The organism is Nocardioides litoris (genome assembly GCF_006346315.1).
GTDB classification, from domain to species: Bacteria; Actinomycetota; Actinomycetes; order Propionibacteriales; family Nocardioidaceae; genus Nocardioides; species Nocardioides litoris.
Genome location: NZ_VDMR01000009.1, coordinates 254,362 through 271,121, shown reverse-complemented (window position 1 = coordinate 271,121; position 16,760 = coordinate 254,362). Strand labels below are relative to the sequence as shown.

At 74.3% G+C, this 16,760-nt stretch carries 19 protein-coding genes; 7 read left to right on the top strand and 12 right to left on the bottom strand.

The window, feature by feature from the left end; translation table 11 throughout:
• Positions 1–256 precede the first annotated feature (256 nt).
• From FJQ57_RS21010 to FJQ57_RS20995, 4 genes are read right to left on the bottom strand one after another with little or no spacing between them, the layout of a single operon-like run.
• The gene (locus FJQ57_RS21010) at positions 257–1,405 is read right to left on the bottom strand and encodes an acetyl-CoA C-acetyltransferase (protein WP_139984120.1); all 1,149 of its coding nucleotides are present in this window, start codon (positions 1,403–1,405) and stop codon (positions 257–259) included.
• Positions 1,398–1,991 carry a TetR/AcrR family transcriptional regulator gene (locus FJQ57_RS21005; RefSeq protein ID WP_139984118.1) on the bottom strand — a complete coding sequence of 198 codons (594 nt, stop codon included), beginning with the start codon at positions 1,989–1,991 and terminating at the stop codon, positions 1,398–1,400. The genes FJQ57_RS21010 and FJQ57_RS21005 overlap by 8 nt, the downstream gene beginning before the upstream one ends.
• A 4-nt stretch (positions 1,992–1,995) precedes the next feature.
• Positions 1,996–2,799 carry an SDR family oxidoreductase gene (locus FJQ57_RS21000; RefSeq protein WP_139984116.1) on the bottom strand — a complete coding sequence of 268 codons (804 nt, stop codon included), beginning with the start codon at positions 2,797–2,799 and terminating at the stop codon, positions 1,996–1,998.
• Positions 2,796–3,995, bottom strand: a complete 1,200-nt coding sequence (locus FJQ57_RS20995) for an acyl-CoA dehydrogenase family protein (protein ID WP_139984114.1) — start codon at positions 3,993–3,995, stop codon at positions 2,796–2,798. Before FJQ57_RS20995 ends, FJQ57_RS21000 begins: the two co-directional genes overlap by 4 nt.
• Positions 3,996–4,028: 33 nt before the next feature.
• Between FJQ57_RS20995 and FJQ57_RS20990 the strand changes: the two genes are divergently transcribed.
• From FJQ57_RS20990 to FJQ57_RS20975, 4 genes are all read left to right on the top strand, one after another.
• On the top strand, positions 4,029–5,498 hold the full coding sequence (locus FJQ57_RS20990; protein ID WP_281284300.1) for a FadD3 family acyl-CoA ligase: 1,470 nt from the start codon (positions 4,029–4,031) through the stop codon (positions 5,496–5,498).
• Between the two features lie 117 nt (positions 5,499–5,615).
• Positions 5,616–6,776 carry an acyl-CoA dehydrogenase family protein gene (locus FJQ57_RS20985; protein WP_139984110.1) on the top strand — a complete coding sequence of 387 codons (1,161 nt, stop codon included), beginning with the start codon at positions 5,616–5,618 and terminating at the stop codon, positions 6,774–6,776.
• A complete protein-coding gene (locus tag FJQ57_RS20980; RefSeq protein WP_139984108.1) occupies positions 6,773–7,543 on the top strand; it encodes an acyl-CoA dehydrogenase family protein in 771 nt (256 codons plus the stop codon). Before FJQ57_RS20985 ends, FJQ57_RS20980 begins: the two co-directional genes overlap by 4 nt.
• The gene (locus FJQ57_RS20975; RefSeq protein WP_139984106.1) at positions 7,543–8,511 is read left to right on the top strand and encodes an acyl-CoA dehydrogenase family protein; all 969 of its coding nucleotides are present in this window, start codon (positions 7,543–7,545) and stop codon (positions 8,509–8,511) included. The genes FJQ57_RS20980 and FJQ57_RS20975 overlap by 1 nt, the downstream gene beginning before the upstream one ends.
• On the opposite strand, the gene FJQ57_RS20970 is transcribed toward FJQ57_RS20975, so the two are convergent.
• Positions 8,508–8,789, bottom strand: a complete 282-nt coding sequence (locus FJQ57_RS20970; protein ID WP_139984104.1) for a hypothetical protein — start codon at positions 8,787–8,789, stop codon at positions 8,508–8,510. The genes FJQ57_RS20975 and FJQ57_RS20970 overlap by 4 nt on opposite strands.
• A 32-nt stretch (positions 8,790–8,821) precedes the next feature.
• Here FJQ57_RS20970 and FJQ57_RS20965 point away from each other — a divergent pair, with 32 nt between their 5' ends.
• Entirely contained in the window at positions 8,822–9,655 is an 834-nt protein-coding gene (locus FJQ57_RS20965; protein ID WP_139984102.1) for a hypothetical protein, read from the top strand.
• Positions 9,656–9,670: 15 nt separating this feature from the next.
• On the opposite strand, the gene FJQ57_RS20960 is transcribed toward FJQ57_RS20965, so the two are convergent.
• A complete protein-coding gene (locus FJQ57_RS20960) occupies positions 9,671–10,615 on the bottom strand; it encodes an alpha/beta hydrolase (RefSeq protein WP_139984100.1) in 945 nt (314 codons plus the stop codon).
• A gap of 9 nt (positions 10,616–10,624) precedes the next feature.
• Entirely contained in the window at positions 10,625–11,482 is an 858-nt protein-coding gene (locus FJQ57_RS20955; protein ID WP_139984098.1) for a LysR family transcriptional regulator, read from the bottom strand.
• Positions 11,483–11,572: 90 nt separating this feature from the next.
• On the opposite strand from FJQ57_RS20955, the gene FJQ57_RS20950 reads away from it, so the two are divergent.
• Both FJQ57_RS20950 and FJQ57_RS20945 read left to right on the top strand, forming a co-directional pair.
• Positions 11,573–11,923, top strand: a complete 351-nt coding sequence (locus FJQ57_RS20950; protein WP_139984096.1) for a nuclear transport factor 2 family protein — start codon at positions 11,573–11,575, stop codon at positions 11,921–11,923.
• Positions 11,872–12,108, top strand: a complete 237-nt coding sequence (locus FJQ57_RS20945) for a hypothetical protein (protein ID WP_139984094.1) — start codon at positions 11,872–11,874, stop codon at positions 12,106–12,108. Before FJQ57_RS20950 ends, FJQ57_RS20945 begins: the two co-directional genes overlap by 52 nt.
• A gap of 163 nt (positions 12,109–12,271) precedes the next feature.
• Here the strand turns inward: FJQ57_RS20945 and dmpG are convergent, their stop codons facing one another.
• The 5 genes from dmpG to FJQ57_RS20920 all read right to left on the bottom strand — a co-directional run bounded on the left by dmpG (position 12,272) and on the right by FJQ57_RS20920 (position 16,757).
• Positions 12,272–13,273: a 4-hydroxy-2-oxovalerate aldolase gene (dmpG, locus tag FJQ57_RS20940; protein ID WP_211349246.1), complete on the bottom strand. Its 1,002-nt coding sequence runs from the start codon at positions 13,271–13,273 to the stop codon at positions 12,272–12,274.
• On the bottom strand, positions 13,273–14,250 hold the full coding sequence (locus FJQ57_RS20935; protein ID WP_139984093.1) for an acetaldehyde dehydrogenase (acetylating): 978 nt from the start codon (positions 14,248–14,250) through the stop codon (positions 13,273–13,275). The genes dmpG and FJQ57_RS20935 overlap by 1 nt, the downstream gene beginning before the upstream one ends.
• Positions 14,247–15,053 carry a 2-keto-4-pentenoate hydratase gene (locus FJQ57_RS20930; RefSeq protein ID WP_139984091.1) on the bottom strand — a complete coding sequence of 269 codons (807 nt, stop codon included), beginning with the start codon at positions 15,051–15,053 and terminating at the stop codon, positions 14,247–14,249. The genes FJQ57_RS20935 and FJQ57_RS20930 overlap by 4 nt, the downstream gene beginning before the upstream one ends.
• 79 nt (positions 15,054–15,132) lie before the next feature.
• Complete coding sequence (locus FJQ57_RS20925) at positions 15,133–15,930, bottom strand: IclR family transcriptional regulator (protein WP_139984089.1); 798 nt, start codon at positions 15,928–15,930, stop codon at positions 15,133–15,135.
• Positions 15,927–16,757, bottom strand: a complete 831-nt coding sequence (locus tag FJQ57_RS20920; protein WP_139984087.1) for an alpha/beta fold hydrolase — start codon at positions 16,755–16,757, stop codon at positions 15,927–15,929. Before FJQ57_RS20920 ends, FJQ57_RS20925 begins: the two co-directional genes overlap by 4 nt.
• Positions 16,758–16,760: the final 3 nt, after the last annotated feature.

Sequence of the window (16,760 nt, the reverse complement as noted above, 5' to 3'; positions counted from 1 at the left end):
CGGACAAGTCCAGCTCCAGGACAACGCCACCACCGCGCGTCAGTCTCGAGATGAGTCACACCACCGGTCACCGACCCACAACCCCACCACCACCAGGGCTGCAAGGAAACACTCACAGTCTCGAGACGGGGCTCCGTCCTTCCTCGACCACCGTGGGGTCGAGGCCACACGTCGCGCCGGGCGGAGTGGTCTCGAGACAGGCGCTGGCGCGCCTTCCTCGACCACCGTGGGTCCGGTCCACACACGACCATCCAGCTCACAGCCGCTCGAGGATCGTCACGTTGGCCTGGCCGCCGCCCTCACACATGGTCTGCAGGGCGTAGCGGCCGCCGCTGCGCTCGAGCTCGGCGAGCATCGTGGCCATGATGCGGGTGCCGGTCGCGCCGATGGGGTGGCCGAGGGCGATGCCGCCGCCGTTGACGTTGACCTTCCCGTGCGGGACGTCGAGCTCCTTCATCCAGGCCAGCACGACGGACGCGAAGGCCTCGTTGCACTCGAAGAGGTCGATGTCGTCGACGGTGAGGCCGGTCCGCTCCAGCGCGTGCCGGGTGGCGCGGATGGGGCCGGTGAGCATCCACACCGGGTCGTCGCCGCGGACCGAGAGGTGGTGCACCCGGGCGCGCGGGGTGAGGCCGTGGTCGGCCACCGCGCGCTCGGAGGCGACGAGGAGGGCCGAGGAGGCGTCGCAGATCTGGGAGGCGACGGCGGCCGTGATCCGACCGCCGGGGGCGAGCGGCTGGAGGCCGGCCATCTTCTCCAGGGACGTCTCGCGAGGGCACTGGTCGACGGCGAGGTCGCCGTGCGGCTCGATCTCGCGCTCGAAGCGGCCCTCGGCGATGGCGGTGCGGGCGCGGTCGTGGGAGGCGAGGGCGTAGGCCTCCATGTCCTCCCGGCTGATGTCCCACTCCTCGGCGATCATCTCGGCGCTGCGGAACTGGGAGACCTCGACGTCGCCGTACCGCTCGGTCCAGCCGGGCGACTCGGCGAACGGCGTGGTGAAGCCGTACTGCTGGCCGACGAGCATGGCCGCGGAGATCGGGATGGCCGACATGTTCTGCACGCCGCCGGCGACCACGAGGTCCTGGGTGCCGGACATGACGGCCTGGGCGGCGAAGTGCACGGCCTGCTGGGAGGAGCCGCACTGTCGGTCGATGGTCACGCCGGGCACGTGGTCGGGCAGCCCGGCGGCCAGCCAGGCGGTGCGGGCGACGTCACCGGCCTGGGAGCCGATGGTGTCGCAGCAGCCCAGGATGACGTCGTCGACGGCACCCGGGTCGACGCCAGTGCGCCGGACCAGCGCGGCCAGGGTGTGGGCGGCGAGGTCGGCGGAGTGGACGCCGGCGAGGGCGCCGCCCCGCTTGCCGACCGGGGTGCGGACGGCGTCGACGATGAACGCTTCAGGCATGGGCTATCCCGTCGAGGAGGATGGTGAGGTACTGCCGGGCGATGTCGGTGTGGGTGAGCTTGCCGCCCGGGCGGTACCACCCGACCGCGACCCAGACGGTGTCGCGGATGAACCGGTAGATGACCTCGATGTCGAGGTCGGCGCGCAGGGCACCGGAGGCGACGCCCTCGGTGAGCAGGGTGATCCACACCTGGCGCGACTGGGCGTTGCGCTCGGCGAGGTAGGCGAACCGCTCGAAGGCGCCGAGGTGGGCGGCCTCGTTCTGGAAGATCGCGACCTCGTGGGGGTGCTGGTCGATCGCGGCGAAGGACACCTCGACGGCGCGTTCGAGCTTGGTGCGCGCGTCGGCGTCGGAGCGGAGGATCTCGTCGTACTGACCGAAGAGCTCGTCCTGGAAGGTGCGCAGCACCTCGTCGACCATCGACTCCTTGGAGTCGAAGTGGTGGTAGAGCGAGCCGGACAGGATGCCCGCGGCGTCGGCGATGTGGCGCACCGTGGTGCCGCGGAACCCCTGCTCGGCGAACAGCCGCGCGGCGATGGCCAGCAGCTCCTCGCGGCGGGAGGCGGCGGGCTCGGTCGTGGTCACGGGGTCACGCCTGCTGGCTGCTCACGGCGACGACCTCGCCGGTCATGTACGACGCGTAGTCGCTGGCCAGCATCACCATCACGTTGGCCACCTCCCACGGCTCGGCGGCCCGGCCGAAGGCCTCGCGCTGCTTGAGCTCGGCCAGCAGCTCGGCGCTGGTCACCTTCTCCAGGAACGGGTGCATGGCCAGGCTCGGGCTGACGGCGTTGACCCGGATGCCGTGCGGCGCGAGGTCGATCGCCGCACAGCGGGTGAGCGCCATGACGCCGGCCTTGGCCGCGGCGTAGTGGGCCTGGCCCTCCTGGGCCCGCCAGCCGATGACGGAGGCGTTGTTGACGACGACCCCGCGGGTGCCGGCGGCGACCATGCGGCGCCCGGCCGCGCGCACGCAGCGGAAGGTGCCGGTCAGCGTGATGTCGAGGACGCGGCCCCACTCCCCGTCGGTCATCTCCAGCACCGACGCGGTGCCGCCGAGGCCGGCGTTGTTGACCATGACGTCGACGCCGCCGAGCTCCTCGGCCGCGTCGAGGAGGGCCTCGACCTGGGCCTCGTCGGTGACGTCGCAGACCCGCTGGCGCACCCGGTCGGCCCCGAACTCGGCCGCCAGCGCCTCCTCGGCCTCGCCGAGCCGGCGGGCGTGGGTGTCGGAGAACACGACCGCCCGGGCGCCCTCCTCCAGCACGCGGCGCACGACGGCGGCGCCGATGCCGGCGCCGGCTGCGGCGGTGACGACCACGACCTTGCCGGCGAGGAGGTCGTGCCCGGCGACGTACGGCGGGGTGGGCTGCTCGGCTCTGGTGCTGGTCACGGGCGCGGCTCTCTCGGGAGGCCGAGCACGCGCTCGGCGAGGATGTTCTTCTGCACCTCGTCGCTGCCGCCGTAGATCGTGTCGGCACGCGAGAAGAGGAACAGTCGCTGGTGGTCGTCGAGGTCGTACGCCGACCCGTCGGCCGACCGGGTCAGCAGGCCGTCGTGGCCGGCCACCTCCATGGCCGCCTCGCCGAGGCGGCGGTGCCACCCGGCCCAGACGAGCTTGAAGACCGAGTCGGCGCCGGGCTCGGCGCTGGACAGGCCGCGCAGGCCCTGGGCGCGGATGACCGACAGCTCGACCTTGAGCGTGGCGAGGCGGTCGCGCAGCACGAGGTCGTCGTAGGAGCCGTTGGCGCGGGCGCGGGCCACGACGGTGTCGAGCTCGCGGGCGTAGTCGACGGTCTGGGCGAGGGTGGAGACGCCGCGCTCGAAGCCGAGCAGCGCCATCGCGACCGCCCAGCCCTGGCCGGGCTCGCCGACGACGAGGTCGGCCCCGGTGCGGGCGCCGGTGAGGAAGACCTCGTTGAACTCCGACCCGCCGGTCAGCTGCTCGATGGGCCGCACCTCGACGCCGGGCTGGTCGATCGGGACGAGGAGGAAGGACAGGCCGCGGTGGCGCTGCGAGCCCGGCTCGGTGCGGGCGACGACGAACATCCACTGCGAGAAGTGGGCGTTGGAGGTCCAGACCTTCTGGCCGTCGAGCACCCACTCACCACCCACCTCGGCCCCGCCGTCGTCCAGGCGGGCGCGGGTCTGCACGTTGGCCAGGTCGGAGCCGGCGTCGGGCTCGGAGTACCCCTGGGCCCACAGCTCGGTGACCTCGCGGATCGGCGGGAGGAACCGCGCCTGCTGCTCGGCCGTGCCGTAGGCCATCAGGGTCGGGCCGAGCAGGGCCTCGCCGAGGTGGTTGACCCCGTGCGGCGCGTGCGCCCGGGCGCACTCCTCGTGGAAGACGACCTGCTGCCACAGGCTCAGCCCGCGGCCGCCGTGCTCGACCGGCCAGCCGACGCAGGTCCAGCCGTGGGCGGCGAGGTGCTGGTTCCACGCCAGCCGCTCCTCGACCGCCTCGTGGTCCTTGCCCGGCCCGCCCAGGCCCTTGAGCCCGGCCCAGTCGGCCGAGGCGAGGTGGTCCTCGAGCCACGTGCGGATCTCCGTGCGGAACGCCTGGTCGGCATCGGAGTAGGTCAGGTCCACGGGTGCTACCCTACCAAGCAAATGCTTGGTTTGTTGACGGCCTCCACCCTGCCCGACCTCGTGCGCGAGGCGGCCGCGGCGCACGCCGACGCGCCGGCGTACGTCGAGGGCGACCGCACCACCACCTACGCCGAGCTGCACCGGCTCGTCGAGTCGGCCTCCATGGCCTACGTGACCCGAGGCGTCTGCTGCGGCGACAAGGTCGTCCTCTGGGGTCCCAACAGCACGGACTGGGCCGTGGCTGCCCTCGCCGTGTCGTACGCCGGCGGGGTGCTGGTGCCGGTCAACTCGCGCTACGTGGGCGCCGAGGTGGCCGACGTGGTCGAGCGCACCGGCGCGGCGATGGTCGTGGTGCACGACGGGTTCCTCGGGCGCGACCAGGTGGGCGAGCTCGCGGCCGCGGGCGTGACCGCGGAGGTCGTCACCCTCGCGAGCATCGCGCACGCCACCCCCCAGCCGTGGCAGCACGGCGGCGCGCGGCCCGACGACGTCGCCGACATCCTGTTCACCTCCGGGACGACCGGCCGGTCCAAGGGCGCGATGAGCGCGCACCGCCAGACCGTCGGCGTGGCCCGCACCTGGGCCGAGCTGGGCGGCGTGCGGTCCGAGGACCGCTACCTCGTGCTCAACCCGTTCTTCCACTCCTTCGGCTACAAGATCGGCATCGTCGTCGGCCTGCTCACCGGCTGCGCCCTGTACCCCGCCGCGACGTTCGACGTCACCGCGACGATGGAGCTCGTCGACCGGGAGCGGATCACCGTGCTGCCCGGGGCGCCCACGATCTACCAGTCGCTGCTCGCCGCACCCGACCGGGCGTCGTACGACCTGTCCTCGCTGCGGCTGGCCGTCACCGGCGCGGCCGTGGTGCCCCAGGTGCTCATCGAGCGGATGCGGGACGCCGCCCCCGAGGGGCTCGGGGTCGACCAGGTCGTGACGGCCTTCGGCATGACCGAGGCCGTGGTGGTGACGATGTGCCGCGACGGCGACCCCGCCGAGACCGTGGCCGGCACGTGCGGGCGCGCGGTCCCCGGCATGGAGGTGCGGATCGAGGCGGGGACCGGTGAGCTGCTGGTGCGCGGCGAGCACGTGATGCTCGGCTACCTCGACGACCCCGAGGCCACCGCGGCCGCCGTCGACGCCGACGGCTGGCTGCACACCGGCGACGTCGGCACCCTCGACGAGCAGGGCAACCTGCGCATCACCGACCGGCTCAAGGACATGTACATCTCCGGCGGCTTCAACGTCTACCCGGCCGAGGTCGAGCAGGCGCTGCTCCGGCTCGACGGCGTCGACGACGTCGCCGTGGTCGGGGTCCCCGACGAGCGGATGGGCGAGGTCGGCCGCGCCTACGTCGTGGGCGCCGCCCCGGCCGACGAGGTCGTCGCGTTCGCGCGCGAGCGGCTGGCGGGCTTCAAGGTGCCGCGGCAGGTCGTCCACGTCGACACACTGCCGCGCAACCTGTCCGGCAAGGTGCTGAAGAACGAGCTGAGGGACGGTGGCTGAGGTGCGAGGAGCGCCAGCGACGAGCCTCGGAGCCCCGTCCACTCGCGGGGCCGGGGCCTCGAGGCTCGCGGGCTCGCACCTCAGCCACCGGCGTGACCCCCAACCCAGGGAGCGGAGATGGACCTGACCCTGTCGGAGAGCGAGCGGGCCTTCCAGGCCGAGGCGCGGGCCTGGCTGGCCGAGCACGTGCCGGCCGAGCCGCTGCCCTCGATGGACACCGTCGAGGGCTGGGCGGCCCACCAGGCGTGGGAGGAGCAGCTCAGCGACGCCCGCTGGTCGGTGGTCTCGTGGCCCGAGGCCTACCACGGTCGCGGGGCGAGCCTGGTCGAGTGGGTGGTCTTCGAGGAGGAGTACTACCGCGCGGGCGCACCGGGCCGGGTCAGCCAGAACGGCATCTTCCTGCTCGCCCCGATCCTCTTCGACCACGGGACACCGGAGCAGCAGGACCGCTTCCTGCCGTCGATGGCGACCGGCGAGACCGTGTGGGCGCAGTGCTGGTCCGAGCCCGAGGCGGGCTCCGACCTGGCCAGCCTGCGCTCGACCGCCCGGCGCGACGAGGAGCGCGGCGGCTGGGTGCTCGACGGGCAGAAGACGTGGTGCTCGCGGGCAGCCCACGCGCACTGGGGGTTCGGCCTGTTCCGCTCCGACCCCGAGGCCCAGCGGCACGCCGGGCTCACCTACTTCCTCTTCCCGCTCGACGCGCCGGGGGTGACGGTCCGCCCGATCGCGCAGCTCGACGGCGAGCCCGGCTTCGCCGAGGTCTTTCTCGAGGACGTCTTCGTCCCCGACGCCGACGTGCTCGGGGCGCCCGGTGACGGGTGGCGGGTCGCGATGTCGACGGCGGGCAACGAGCGTGGGCTGTCGCTGCGCTCCCCCGGCCGGTTCTGCGCCGCCGCCGACCGGCTGGTCGACCTCTACCGCGAGACCCCCGACGGCCCCGACCGCGACGCAGCCCGGCGGGGCGTGGTCGACGCCTGGCTCGGGGCCCAGGCCTACCGGCTCTACACCTGGGGCACCGTGACCCGCCTGGCCGGCGGCGGCGACATGGGGGCGGCCGGCTCGGTCAACAAGGTGTTCTGGAGCGAGCTCGACATCGCCCTGCACGAGACCGCCCTCGGGCTGCTCGGCGAGCGGGCCGAGGAGCCGTCGCGCTGGCTGGACGGCTACGTCTTCTCCCTCTCCGGCCCCATCTACGCCGGGACCAACGAGGTGCAGCGCAACATCGTGGCCGAGCGCATCCTCGGCCTGCCCCGCGAGCCCAGGGGGTCCCAGCGATGAGGTTCGAGCTCGACGACGACCAGCGCGACTTCGCAGCCTCCCTCGACGCGCTGCTGGCCGCGGCCGACACGGTCGGCGCGGCCCGGGCCTGGGCCGCGGGCGACCGTGGGCCGGGCACGACGCTGGCGCAGCGGCTCGCCGGCCAGGGCGTGCTCCAGCTCGCCCTGGAGGCCACGCCGGTCGAGGTCGTCGTCGCCTTCGAGGCCCTCGGCCGGTACGCCGTGCCCGGGCCCTGGGTCGCCTCGGCGGCCTACCTGCCGGTGGTCCGCGGCACGGAGCTGGAGGGGCTCGAGGACCTCGACGGCGCCCCGCCGACCCGCGAGGACCACCCCGAGGCCTTCGACCTCGCCGTCCTGGCCAACGCCGCCCAGCTCCTCGGCGCGGGCGAGCGGGTGCTCGCCGACAGCGTGGCCTACGTCAAGCAGCGGCGGCAGTTCGGCCGGGAGATCGGGTCCTACCAGGCCATCAAGCACCGGCTGGCGGACGTGCGCATCGCCCTCGACTTCGCCCGACCCCTCGTGCTCGGCGCCGCGCTCGGGGCCGTGCCGGCCTCGGCAGCCAAGGTGCAGGCGGCCGACGCCGCCTACCTCGCCTCCCGCTCGGGCCTGCAGGTGCACGGCGCGATCGGCTACACCGCCGAGCTCGACCTGAGCCTCTGGCTGGTCGGCATCCGGGCCATGGTCAGTGCGTGGGGCACCCCCGCCGCCCACCGCGCCCGTCTCCTGGACGCGCTGCTCCACGACCGGGTCGAGGGACGGACCGGCTGATGGAGCTCGCGCTCACCGAGGAGCAGACCGAGCTGGTCGCGACCGTCCGCAGCCTGCTGGCCAAGCGGGGCGACGCCCGGGCGACGGCGTACGACGAGGGGTTGTGGCAGACCCTCTGCGAGCAGATCGGGGTGGCGGCGCTCGGGATCCCCGAGGAGCACGACGGGGCCGGGTTCAGCCTGTTCGAGGCACTGCTCGTGCTCGAGGAGCTCGGCCGGGCCTGCGTGCCCTCGCCCCTGCTGTCGTCGCTCGTCGTCTCCGAGGCCCTGCTCGCCGGCGGCGACGACGCGGCCCGGGCCCGGCTGCTCCCCCGGCTCGCGGCCGGCGAGGTGGCGTCGTACGACGACGGGTCGGGCCGCCCGGTGGCCGACGCCGACGTGGCGACGCTGCTCCTCGCGGGCACGCCCGGCGGCCTGGTCGAGGTCGACCCGACGACCGCGCGGGCGACCCGCCGCGGCACCGTCGACCAGACCCTGCACCTGGCCGACCTCGACCTCAGCGGTGCCACGACGACCCCCGCGGGCGACGCCGCGGCCGCCGCCGAGCGGGCGGCGCTGGTGCAGGCGGCCGGTGTCGCGGCACTGGCCACCGGCCTCTCGGCCCGCGCGCTGGAGGCGACGGTGGCCTACAGCAAGGACCGGGTGCAGTTCGGGCGGCCGATCGGGTCGTTCCAGGCCCTCAAGCACCGGATGGCCGACCTGCACGTGCTGGTCGAGATGAGCCGCTCGGCGTCGTGGACCGCGTCGTGGTCCGTGTCCTCGCGCGCCGACGACGCCGCCCACCACGCCCATGTCGCGGCGGCCTACTGCACCGACGCCGCGCTCCGGGTCACCGGTGAGGCGATCCAGCTGCACGGCGGCATCGCGATCACCTGGGAGCACGACGCCCACCTGTGGTTCAAGCGGGCGCACGCGCTGACCCAGCTCGCCGGGTCACCCCGCGAGCACCGGGCGCGGGTGGAGGTCTAGCAGCCGCAGTCGGCGTCGCGTGCGCCGCGGGTGGCGATGAGGCCCATCACCCAGCAGGTCGGGCAGCCGCGCCACAGCACCACGGTGAGCGGGAGCAGCAGCAGCCACCAAGCGCTCACGGCCTGGGCCAGCGCGATGCCGGCGACCAGCAGCACGAGCCCCAGCACGCCGCGCGCCACGTGCTCGGCCACCGAGCGGCTGGCGAACATCCGGAAGGTCGGGTCGACCTCCGGCGCGGGGCGCAGTGGCCGGGGGCCGGGCTGCAGGTCGGTGCTCACGCCTCCAGCGTACGCCGCGTAGCCTCGCCCGGGTGCTGCTCGACGTGCGCCGCGGGGTGCGGCTGGGCATGCCGCCGGACCGCGCGGCCGTGTCCGTGCCGACGCCGCCGCCCGGGCCCGGGACGGCGTTCGCCGCTCGGCGGCTGCACCTGCACGGCCGACCGGTCTTCGAGCTCGCGCTGTGGTGCGGCACCTGCCCCGCGGTGTTCACCAAGGCCTCCACGCCCGAGCGGGCCGACCTCGGCCTGGCCGCCGAGCGCCTCGCGGCCGGGCTCGACCGCGTCGACCGGCGGGTGCTGCGCGCGTGGGGCCGGGCGCTGCCGCGGTCGTCGTACACGGTGCTGCTGCTGGAGGTGGCCCCCCGCCTGGTCACGCCGGGTGCCGCCGAGGACTACTTCTCCCACGAGCAGGTCGCGACGTGGGGCACCGAGCCGCTGACCGGGGTGCCGGAGCACCCGGGCACGCCCTACTACCGCACCTTCGACACCCCGGTGCCCGAGGACGAGCTCGACGGCCACCTGCACGAGCTCGTCGTGCCGATGGTGCCGCCGTCGTGGAACGACCCCGCCACCACCGCGTCGTACGCCGGCGCGCCACCCACCGCCACCGCCGTGTCCTACGCGCTGCTCGACGTCGTGGTCCCCGCGACCTCCGGCGACGCGACCGACTGGCACCGGCACTGGGTGCTGCAGCACTTCCTCCTCGACGGGCACCACAAGGTCGAGGCCGCGGCCGCCGCCGGGCGGCCGGTGCGGCTGCTCGCGCTGCTCGACGAGAGCAAGAGCCTGGCCGGTCCCGCCGACCTCGACGTGCTCCTGGCCGCGCGGCGACGGCCCCCGGGTCACCGTCGACGGCCCGGCGCCTGAGGGTCAGCCTGGGGGTCAGCCGGCCGCCCGGACGCCCGGGGCCAGCACCCGCACCAGGAACGCGGCCTGCCGGTCGAGGCTGTCGCCGACCCCGGCGTACAGGGCGAAGTGCTCGCAGTCGTACGCCGCCACCTCGGCCGCCGGGCCGATCGCCTCGGCGACGGCCCGCACCGAGCCGGGCGGCGCCACCTCGTCGCGCTCGGCGACCACGATCAGCGTCGGGCACCGGACGTCACCGGCCATGGTCACCGGCCGGTTGCGGGCGATGCGCGGCACGCCTCGGGCGCACATCTCGTTGCGGAAGGTGGGGCCGATCAGGCCCTCGAACGCGACCGCGCCCGGGCCCGTCAGCAACGCGCCCGACCCGACCTCGCCCAGCAGCGGGAGCATCCGCGGCGGGCGCCGGGTGGCGGCCCGCCAGTCGTCGGCGGCGGCGGCGCGCAGCACGCGCGGCGCCTTGCCGCGGTCGCGGGTGGCCGGGTCGCGCTCGCGACCGCGACCGGTGAGCACCGCGAGGCCGTCGACGGCCGCACCCTGGCTGACGACGGCGGCGATGCGCGGGTCCTGGGCGGCGACCGCGACGACGTGCCCGCCGGAGTACGACGTCCCCCACAGCGCCACCCGGTCCGGGTCGACGTCGTCGCGGGCCCGGACGGTGGCGACGGCGGCGTGGTAGTCCTCGCGGTGCCGCCGGTGGTCGACGTCCTGGCGGAATCGGCCGCGCGGCGCCTCGGACCCGCCGAAGCCGCGGTAGTCGAAGGCCAGCACGTGGCACCCGGCCGCGGCGAACCACTCGGCGAACAGCGCGAGGCCGCTGTCGCGGGTCGTGCCGAAGCCGTGCGCCATGACCACGCACGGGGTGCCCGCGGCGGTGGTCAAGGCGGGACCACCCGCCTCCCACCACGACGCCTCGCACCGGGCGCCGTGGCTGTCGAAGGTGAGCGTCTCCACGGTGGTCATTCGGAGCCGTCAGGCCGACGGGTCGCCCAGGAGCGCGAGGAAGGCACGGGCGGCGGGCGCCGTGGGCCCACCGCGACGCCAGACCAGCAGCAGCCGGCTGCGCACAGCCGGGCGAGCCAGGGGCACCGGCACCAGGCCGAGGGCGACGGCGAGCGGCTCGGGCACGACGGCCACCCCTAGTCCGCGGTGGACCAGCGCGCCGACGAGGTCGGGGGCGGAGCACTCGAAGGCGATGCGCGCCTGCTCTCCCGTCCGGCCGACCGCGAGGTCGAGCGCGGCCCGCGCGCCGGTGCCGGCCGGCATCACCACGAGCGGTTCACGCAGCGCGGTGGCCAGGGCGACTGATCGTCGTCCGGCCCACGGGTGCCCGGGCGGCACCCCCAGCACGAGCCGCTCGTCGAGCACGGCCCGGTGCTCGACCCCGGGCGGGAGGTCACCCGCGGAGCCGACCCACGCGAGGTCGAGCTCACCCGCCAGCAGCCGGCGCAGCAGGCCCTCCGAACGGTCCTCGACCAGGGACACCTCGACGCCGGGGTGGCGCCGGCGCAGCGCCGTGAGCGGCTCCAGCAGCGTCGTCGTGGCCCCGCTGCTGACGTGACCGAGGGCGAGCCGCCCCGTGACCAGCCCGGAGACACTGGCGACCGCTGCACGGACGACGTCGGTCGAGGCCAGGGCGTCGCGGGCGGGTCCGACGGCGGCCCGGCCCGCCTCGGTCAACCGTGCCCCGGCGCGTCCGGCGCGCTCGAACAGCGACTCCCCCAGCTCCCGCTCGAGCCGCGCCACCTGGGCGCTGATCCCGGGCTGGGTGATCGCCAGCGCCTCGGCGGCGCGGGTGAACCCGCCGTGGTCGCCACGGCCAGGAAGCACTCGAGGCTGCGCAGATCCGTCACTGTTGATGATGCCAGACCGAGGAACATCGGTCTGGTTGATGGATCGTGGCTGGCGCAGGGTGGAGCCATGGACACCACGACACCCCGCTCCGTCCGCCTCTTCGCCGAGGCCTGCTTCGCGGCCTGGCAGGACCGCGACGCGGTGGCACTGCGCTCGCTGATGGCCGACGACTGCACCTTCCGCGGCCCGCTCGGCTCGGCCGACGACGCCGAGGCCTGCGTGGCCGGCCTGGTCGGGATGGCCGCCGTCCTCGACCGCGTCGAGCTGCGGGCGATGGTCGCCGACTCGTCCTCGTCGCCCACAGCTACGCCGGCCTGCCCGTCACCGCGGCCGCGGACGCCCGGCCCGACGGCGTACGCGCCCTGGTGCTGCTCGACGCCCACGTCGCACAGGACGGCGACACCGCGTGGTCGCTGACCAGCGACGAGGAGCGGGCATGGTTCCTCGAGGACTCCCAGCGCACCGGTGACACCGTCGACCCGCTCCCGTTCTTCGACCGTCGCGCCCGGCCGCACCCGGTCGGCACGCTGCTGCAGGCGGTCCGCTTGACCGGCGCGTGGCGCACGGTCCCGCGCACGGTCTTCGTTGAGGCGCTGCAGTGAGACGGCCCGACCCCGATGCGCACCTCGATCGACCGGGCCTAGCGCGACGACGCCATCGAGGTCCGTCGCTGGGACACCCGCCACAACGTCATGCACGACGGGCCGTGGCGGGTCCTGGGGCTGCTGCGCGAGCTGCTCGGCGACCTGCCGTGACGGCGTGGGCTCAGGCGGAGAGGTCGAGGGCGATGTCGGTGATCATGTCCTCCTGGCCGCCCACCAGACCGCGCCGTCCGACCTCGACGAGCAGGGTGCGCACGTCGACGCCGTAGCGCTCGGCTGCGCTCTCCGCGTGGCGCAGGAAGGAGCCGTACACACCGGCGTAGCCCAGTGTCAGGGTCTCCCGGTCGACGCGCACCGGTCGGTCCTGGAGCGGTCGGACGAGGTCGTCGGCGGCGTCCTGGAGGGCGAAGAGGTCGCAGCCGTGCTTCCAGCCGTTGAGGTCGGCCACCGCCACGAACGCCTCGATCGGGGTGTTGCCGGCGCCGGCGCCCTGACCGGCCAGCGAGGCGTCGACGCGGGTGACGCCCTCCTCGACGGCGACCATGGAGTTGGCCACGGACAGCGAGAGGTTCTCGTGGGCGTGGATACCGATCTCGGTGCCCGGGTCGAGGACGTCGCGGTAGGCACGCATCCGCTCCCGCACGCCGTCCATCATCAGCCGGCCGCCCGAGTCGGTGACGTAGACGCAGTGCGCGCCGTAGGACTCCATGAGCTTCGCCTGCTGCGCCAAGGTGGCGGCGTCGGCCATGTGGCTCATCATCAAGAACCCCGACACGTCCATGCCGATCTCGCGGGCGACGGCGATGTGCTGCGCCGAGACGTCGGCCTCGGTGCAGTGGGTGGCCACCCGCACCGAGCGGACGCCGCGCTCGTAGGCCTCCTTGAGCTCGGCGATGGTGCCGATGCCGGGCAGCAGGAGGGTGGTCAGGCGGGCGTGGGTGAGGTGGGCGGCGGCGGCGTCGATCCAGTCCCAGTCGGTGTGGCTCCCGGGGCCGTAGTTGAGGCTGCCTCCGGCGAGGCCGTCGCCGTGGGCGACCTCGATCGCGTCCACCCCGGCGGCGTCGAGGGCCGCGACGACCTCACCGACCGTGGCGGGCTCGATCCGGTGCCGGATGGCGTGCATGCCGTCGCGAAGCGTGACGTCCTGGACGAAGATCGTGGCCATCAGAGGGTCCCGTCCGTGGTGGCGCGCTGGGTACTGAGCTGGGCGATGCGCTCGGCCACCTGGACCGCGGCGCTGGTCATGATGTCGAGGTTGCCGGCGTACGCCGGGAGGTAGTGCGCCGCACCCTCGACCTCGAGGAACACCGACACCTGGTGCGTGGGGACGCTCGTGTCGCCGTCGGGCAGCAGGGTGTGGACCGGTTGGCCGTCGGGGATCGGGTCGACCTGGACACGTTGCTTGAGGCGGTACCCCGGCACGTAGGCGGCGACGTCGCCGATCATCTTCTCGACCGAGGCGCGGATCTCCTCGTGCACCGACTCGTCGGGGGCCACGACCAGGGCGAGCACGGTGTCGCGCATGATCAGCGGCGGCTCGGCGGGGTTGAGGATGATGATCGCCTTGCCGCGCCCGGCCCCGCCGACCGACTCGATGGCGTGCGAGGTGGTCTCGGTGAACTCGTCGATGTTGGCGCGGGTGCCGGGCCCGGCCGACCTCGAGGAGATCGAGGCGATGATCTCGGCGTACGGCACGGGCACGACGCGCGAGATCGCGGCGACGACCGGGATGGTCGCCTGACCGCCGCAGGTCACCATGTTCACGTTCGCCGCGTCCAGGTGCTCGTCGATGTTGACCGCCGGCACCACGAACGGGCCGATCGCGGCCGGGGTGAGGTCGATGAGCCGCTTGCCGTGGGCGGCGAGCTTCTCGACGTTGGCGACGTGGGCCCGGGCCGAGGTGGCGTCGAAGACGATGTCGATGTCGTCGAAGCCGTCCATCGCCATCAGGCCGTCGACCCCCTCGGCGGTGGTCGGCACCCCCATCCGCGCGGCGCGGGCCAGGCCGTCGGACGCAGGGTCGATGCCGACCATCGCCCCCATCTCGAGGTGCTGCGAGACCCGCAGGACCTTGATCATCAGGTCGGTGCCGATGTTGCCGGAGCCGATGACGGCCACGCTGGTCCTGCCGGGGGTCTTCATGCGTGCTGCTCCTCGTCGAAGGTGACGGACACGGTGCCGAGTCCGGAGATGTGGGCCGCGAAGGTGTCGCCGGGCTCGACGGTGACCATCGGTCCGAGGGCACCGGAGAGGATGACCTGACCGGCGCGGAGCGGCTCGCCGAAGTTTCGGGCGGTGCGCGCGAGCCAGGCGAGGGCGAGCAGCGGGTCGCCGAGGCAGGCGGCACCGTTGCCGGTCGAGACGACCTCGCCGTTGCGGGTCATCGTCATCTCGACGTCGATCGGCTCGACCTCGGCCAGGGTCCGGGTCGTCGTGCCGAGCACGTAGAGCGCGCTGGACCCGTTGTCGGCGACGGTGTCGGTGAAGGTGATGTCCCACCCGGCGATGCGGCTGTCGACGATCTCGATCGCCGCGACCGCGTGGTCCACAGCGGCCCTGACCTGGTCGGGCCCGAGGTCGCCGTCGACCAGGTCGGCGCCGAGCACGAACGCGACCTCGGCCTCGACCTTGGGTTGGAGCAGGCCCGCCCGGGCGACGGTCGCGCCGTCCGGGTGGCCCATGTCGTCGAGCAGCACGCCGAGGTCGGGCTGGTCGACACCGAGCTGGGCCTGGACCGCGGGCGAGGTCAGGCCGACCTTGCGACCGACGACCGTGGCCCCGGACTCGACGCGGCGGGCGATGCCGGCGCGCTGGACGGCGTACGCCGCGGCGGCGTCGGCCCCGATCAGGTCGCGCACCGGCGCGCACGGGGTCTGCGCCTGCTGGGCGAGCGCGAGGCGCTCGACGGCCTGCTCGGTCGCGGAGAGCTTCTCGGAGGTGGTCACGGAGCCAGCGTGCAGGTCCGCGCCACCCGCCGGCACGGACGGCGTTCCGGTGACCGGAACCCTGGCCGGCGCCACCCTCTCAGCCTCGAGCCAGGGTGGCCGAGATGCCGCGGGCGGCTGCGCGCACCCGGTCGGCCCCGGCCTGCGGACGGAACCGGGTGACGGGGCCGGCCACGCTCACCGCGGCCACCGCCTCGCCGCGGGAGTCGAAGACCGGCGCGCCAACGCACACCACACCCGTCCGTGACTCCTCGAACTCGAAGGCGACCCCCGTCCGGCGCACCTGCTCGAGCTGGCCGGCCAGGATCCCGGGTGCGGTCACGGTCCGGGCGGTGTGGCGGGTCAGGCCGGCCCGCACCACCTCGTCCAGCACCTCGGCGGGGGCGTGGGCCAGGAGGGCCTTGCCGACCGCGGTGCAGGACAGGCCCCACCGACCACCGGCGCGCGAAGGTGCCGCGGTCTGCCGGTGGCCGACGAGCTTGGCGACGTAGACGACCTCGGTGCCGTCGCGGACCCCGAGGTGGACGGTCTCGTCGACCGCCGCGCGCAGCTCCTCGAGGAACGGCGTCGCCACCTCGAGCAGGTCGCGCTCGACCGAGGCCCGCATCCCCAGCTCGAACATCAGCCGGCCCAGGCGGTAGTGGCCGTCGCGCCGCTCCAGCATCCCGGCGCCCACCAGGTCGCCGCACACGCGGTGCAGGGTGCCCTTGGCCAGGCCGGTGCGCCGTCCCAGCTCCGCCAGGGTCACCCCGCGGTCCTCGGTGGTGAACGCGCGCAGCACCAGGACCGCCTTGCCGAGCACGGTCGTGGCGTCGGGGCCGGGGTGTCGAGGGAGGCGGCCCTCGACGGAGCTCTCAGGTGTGCCGGTCGTGGTCATGCCGGCGCGGTCAGGAAGTCGGAGACGAGCCGGTTGAAGGCCGCCGCGTGCTCGATCTGCACCCAGTGACCGCACCGACCGAAGACGTGCAGCCGCGCGTGGTCGACCAGCTCCAGCAGGCGCAGGGAGGTGGCGAGCGGGATCACCCGGTCGTCGCGGCCGTGGACGACCAGCACCGGCGCCTCGATGCCACGGACCAGGTCCTCGTCGATCGTCAGCGCGTCCACGATGCGCTGGCGGGGCGCCGGGAACATGGCACTGAACGCCTCCTGGACGCCGGGCCGGGTGGCCGCCGCGAGCCGGGAGGCCGCCAGCTCGTCGCTGACCAGCGACCGGTCGTGGGCGAAGACGTCGAGCAGTCGTCGCATGTTGTCGAGCGAGGGCTCGAAGCCCCACACCGCGTCCAGACCGGGCGTGATGTCGAACGTGACCCCGACACTGCCCATCAGCACCAGCCGGTCGACGAGGTCTGGGCGTCGGGTCGCGAGGCTGAGGGCCAGCGCTCCGCCGAAGCTGTTGCCCACCACGTGCACTCGCGGCAGGTCGAGCGCCTCGAGGAAGGCCACGAGGTGATCGGTCCAGCCGTCGAGGTCGTAGGACACCGTGCCGGTCCGCTCGGTGTAGCCGAAGCCGGGCACGTCGGGTGCCACCACCCGCAGGCGCTCGGCGAGCGCCGGCATGGTGAGCCGCCAGTTGGCCCACGCTGTCACCCCCGGCCCCGAGCCGTGGACCAGCAGCACCGCGTCTCCGCAGCCGACGTCGTGGTAGTTGGTCGCCACGCCCCGGACGTCGACGGTCCGGGCGATCTCGGGCGAAGTGGCCGTCATGTC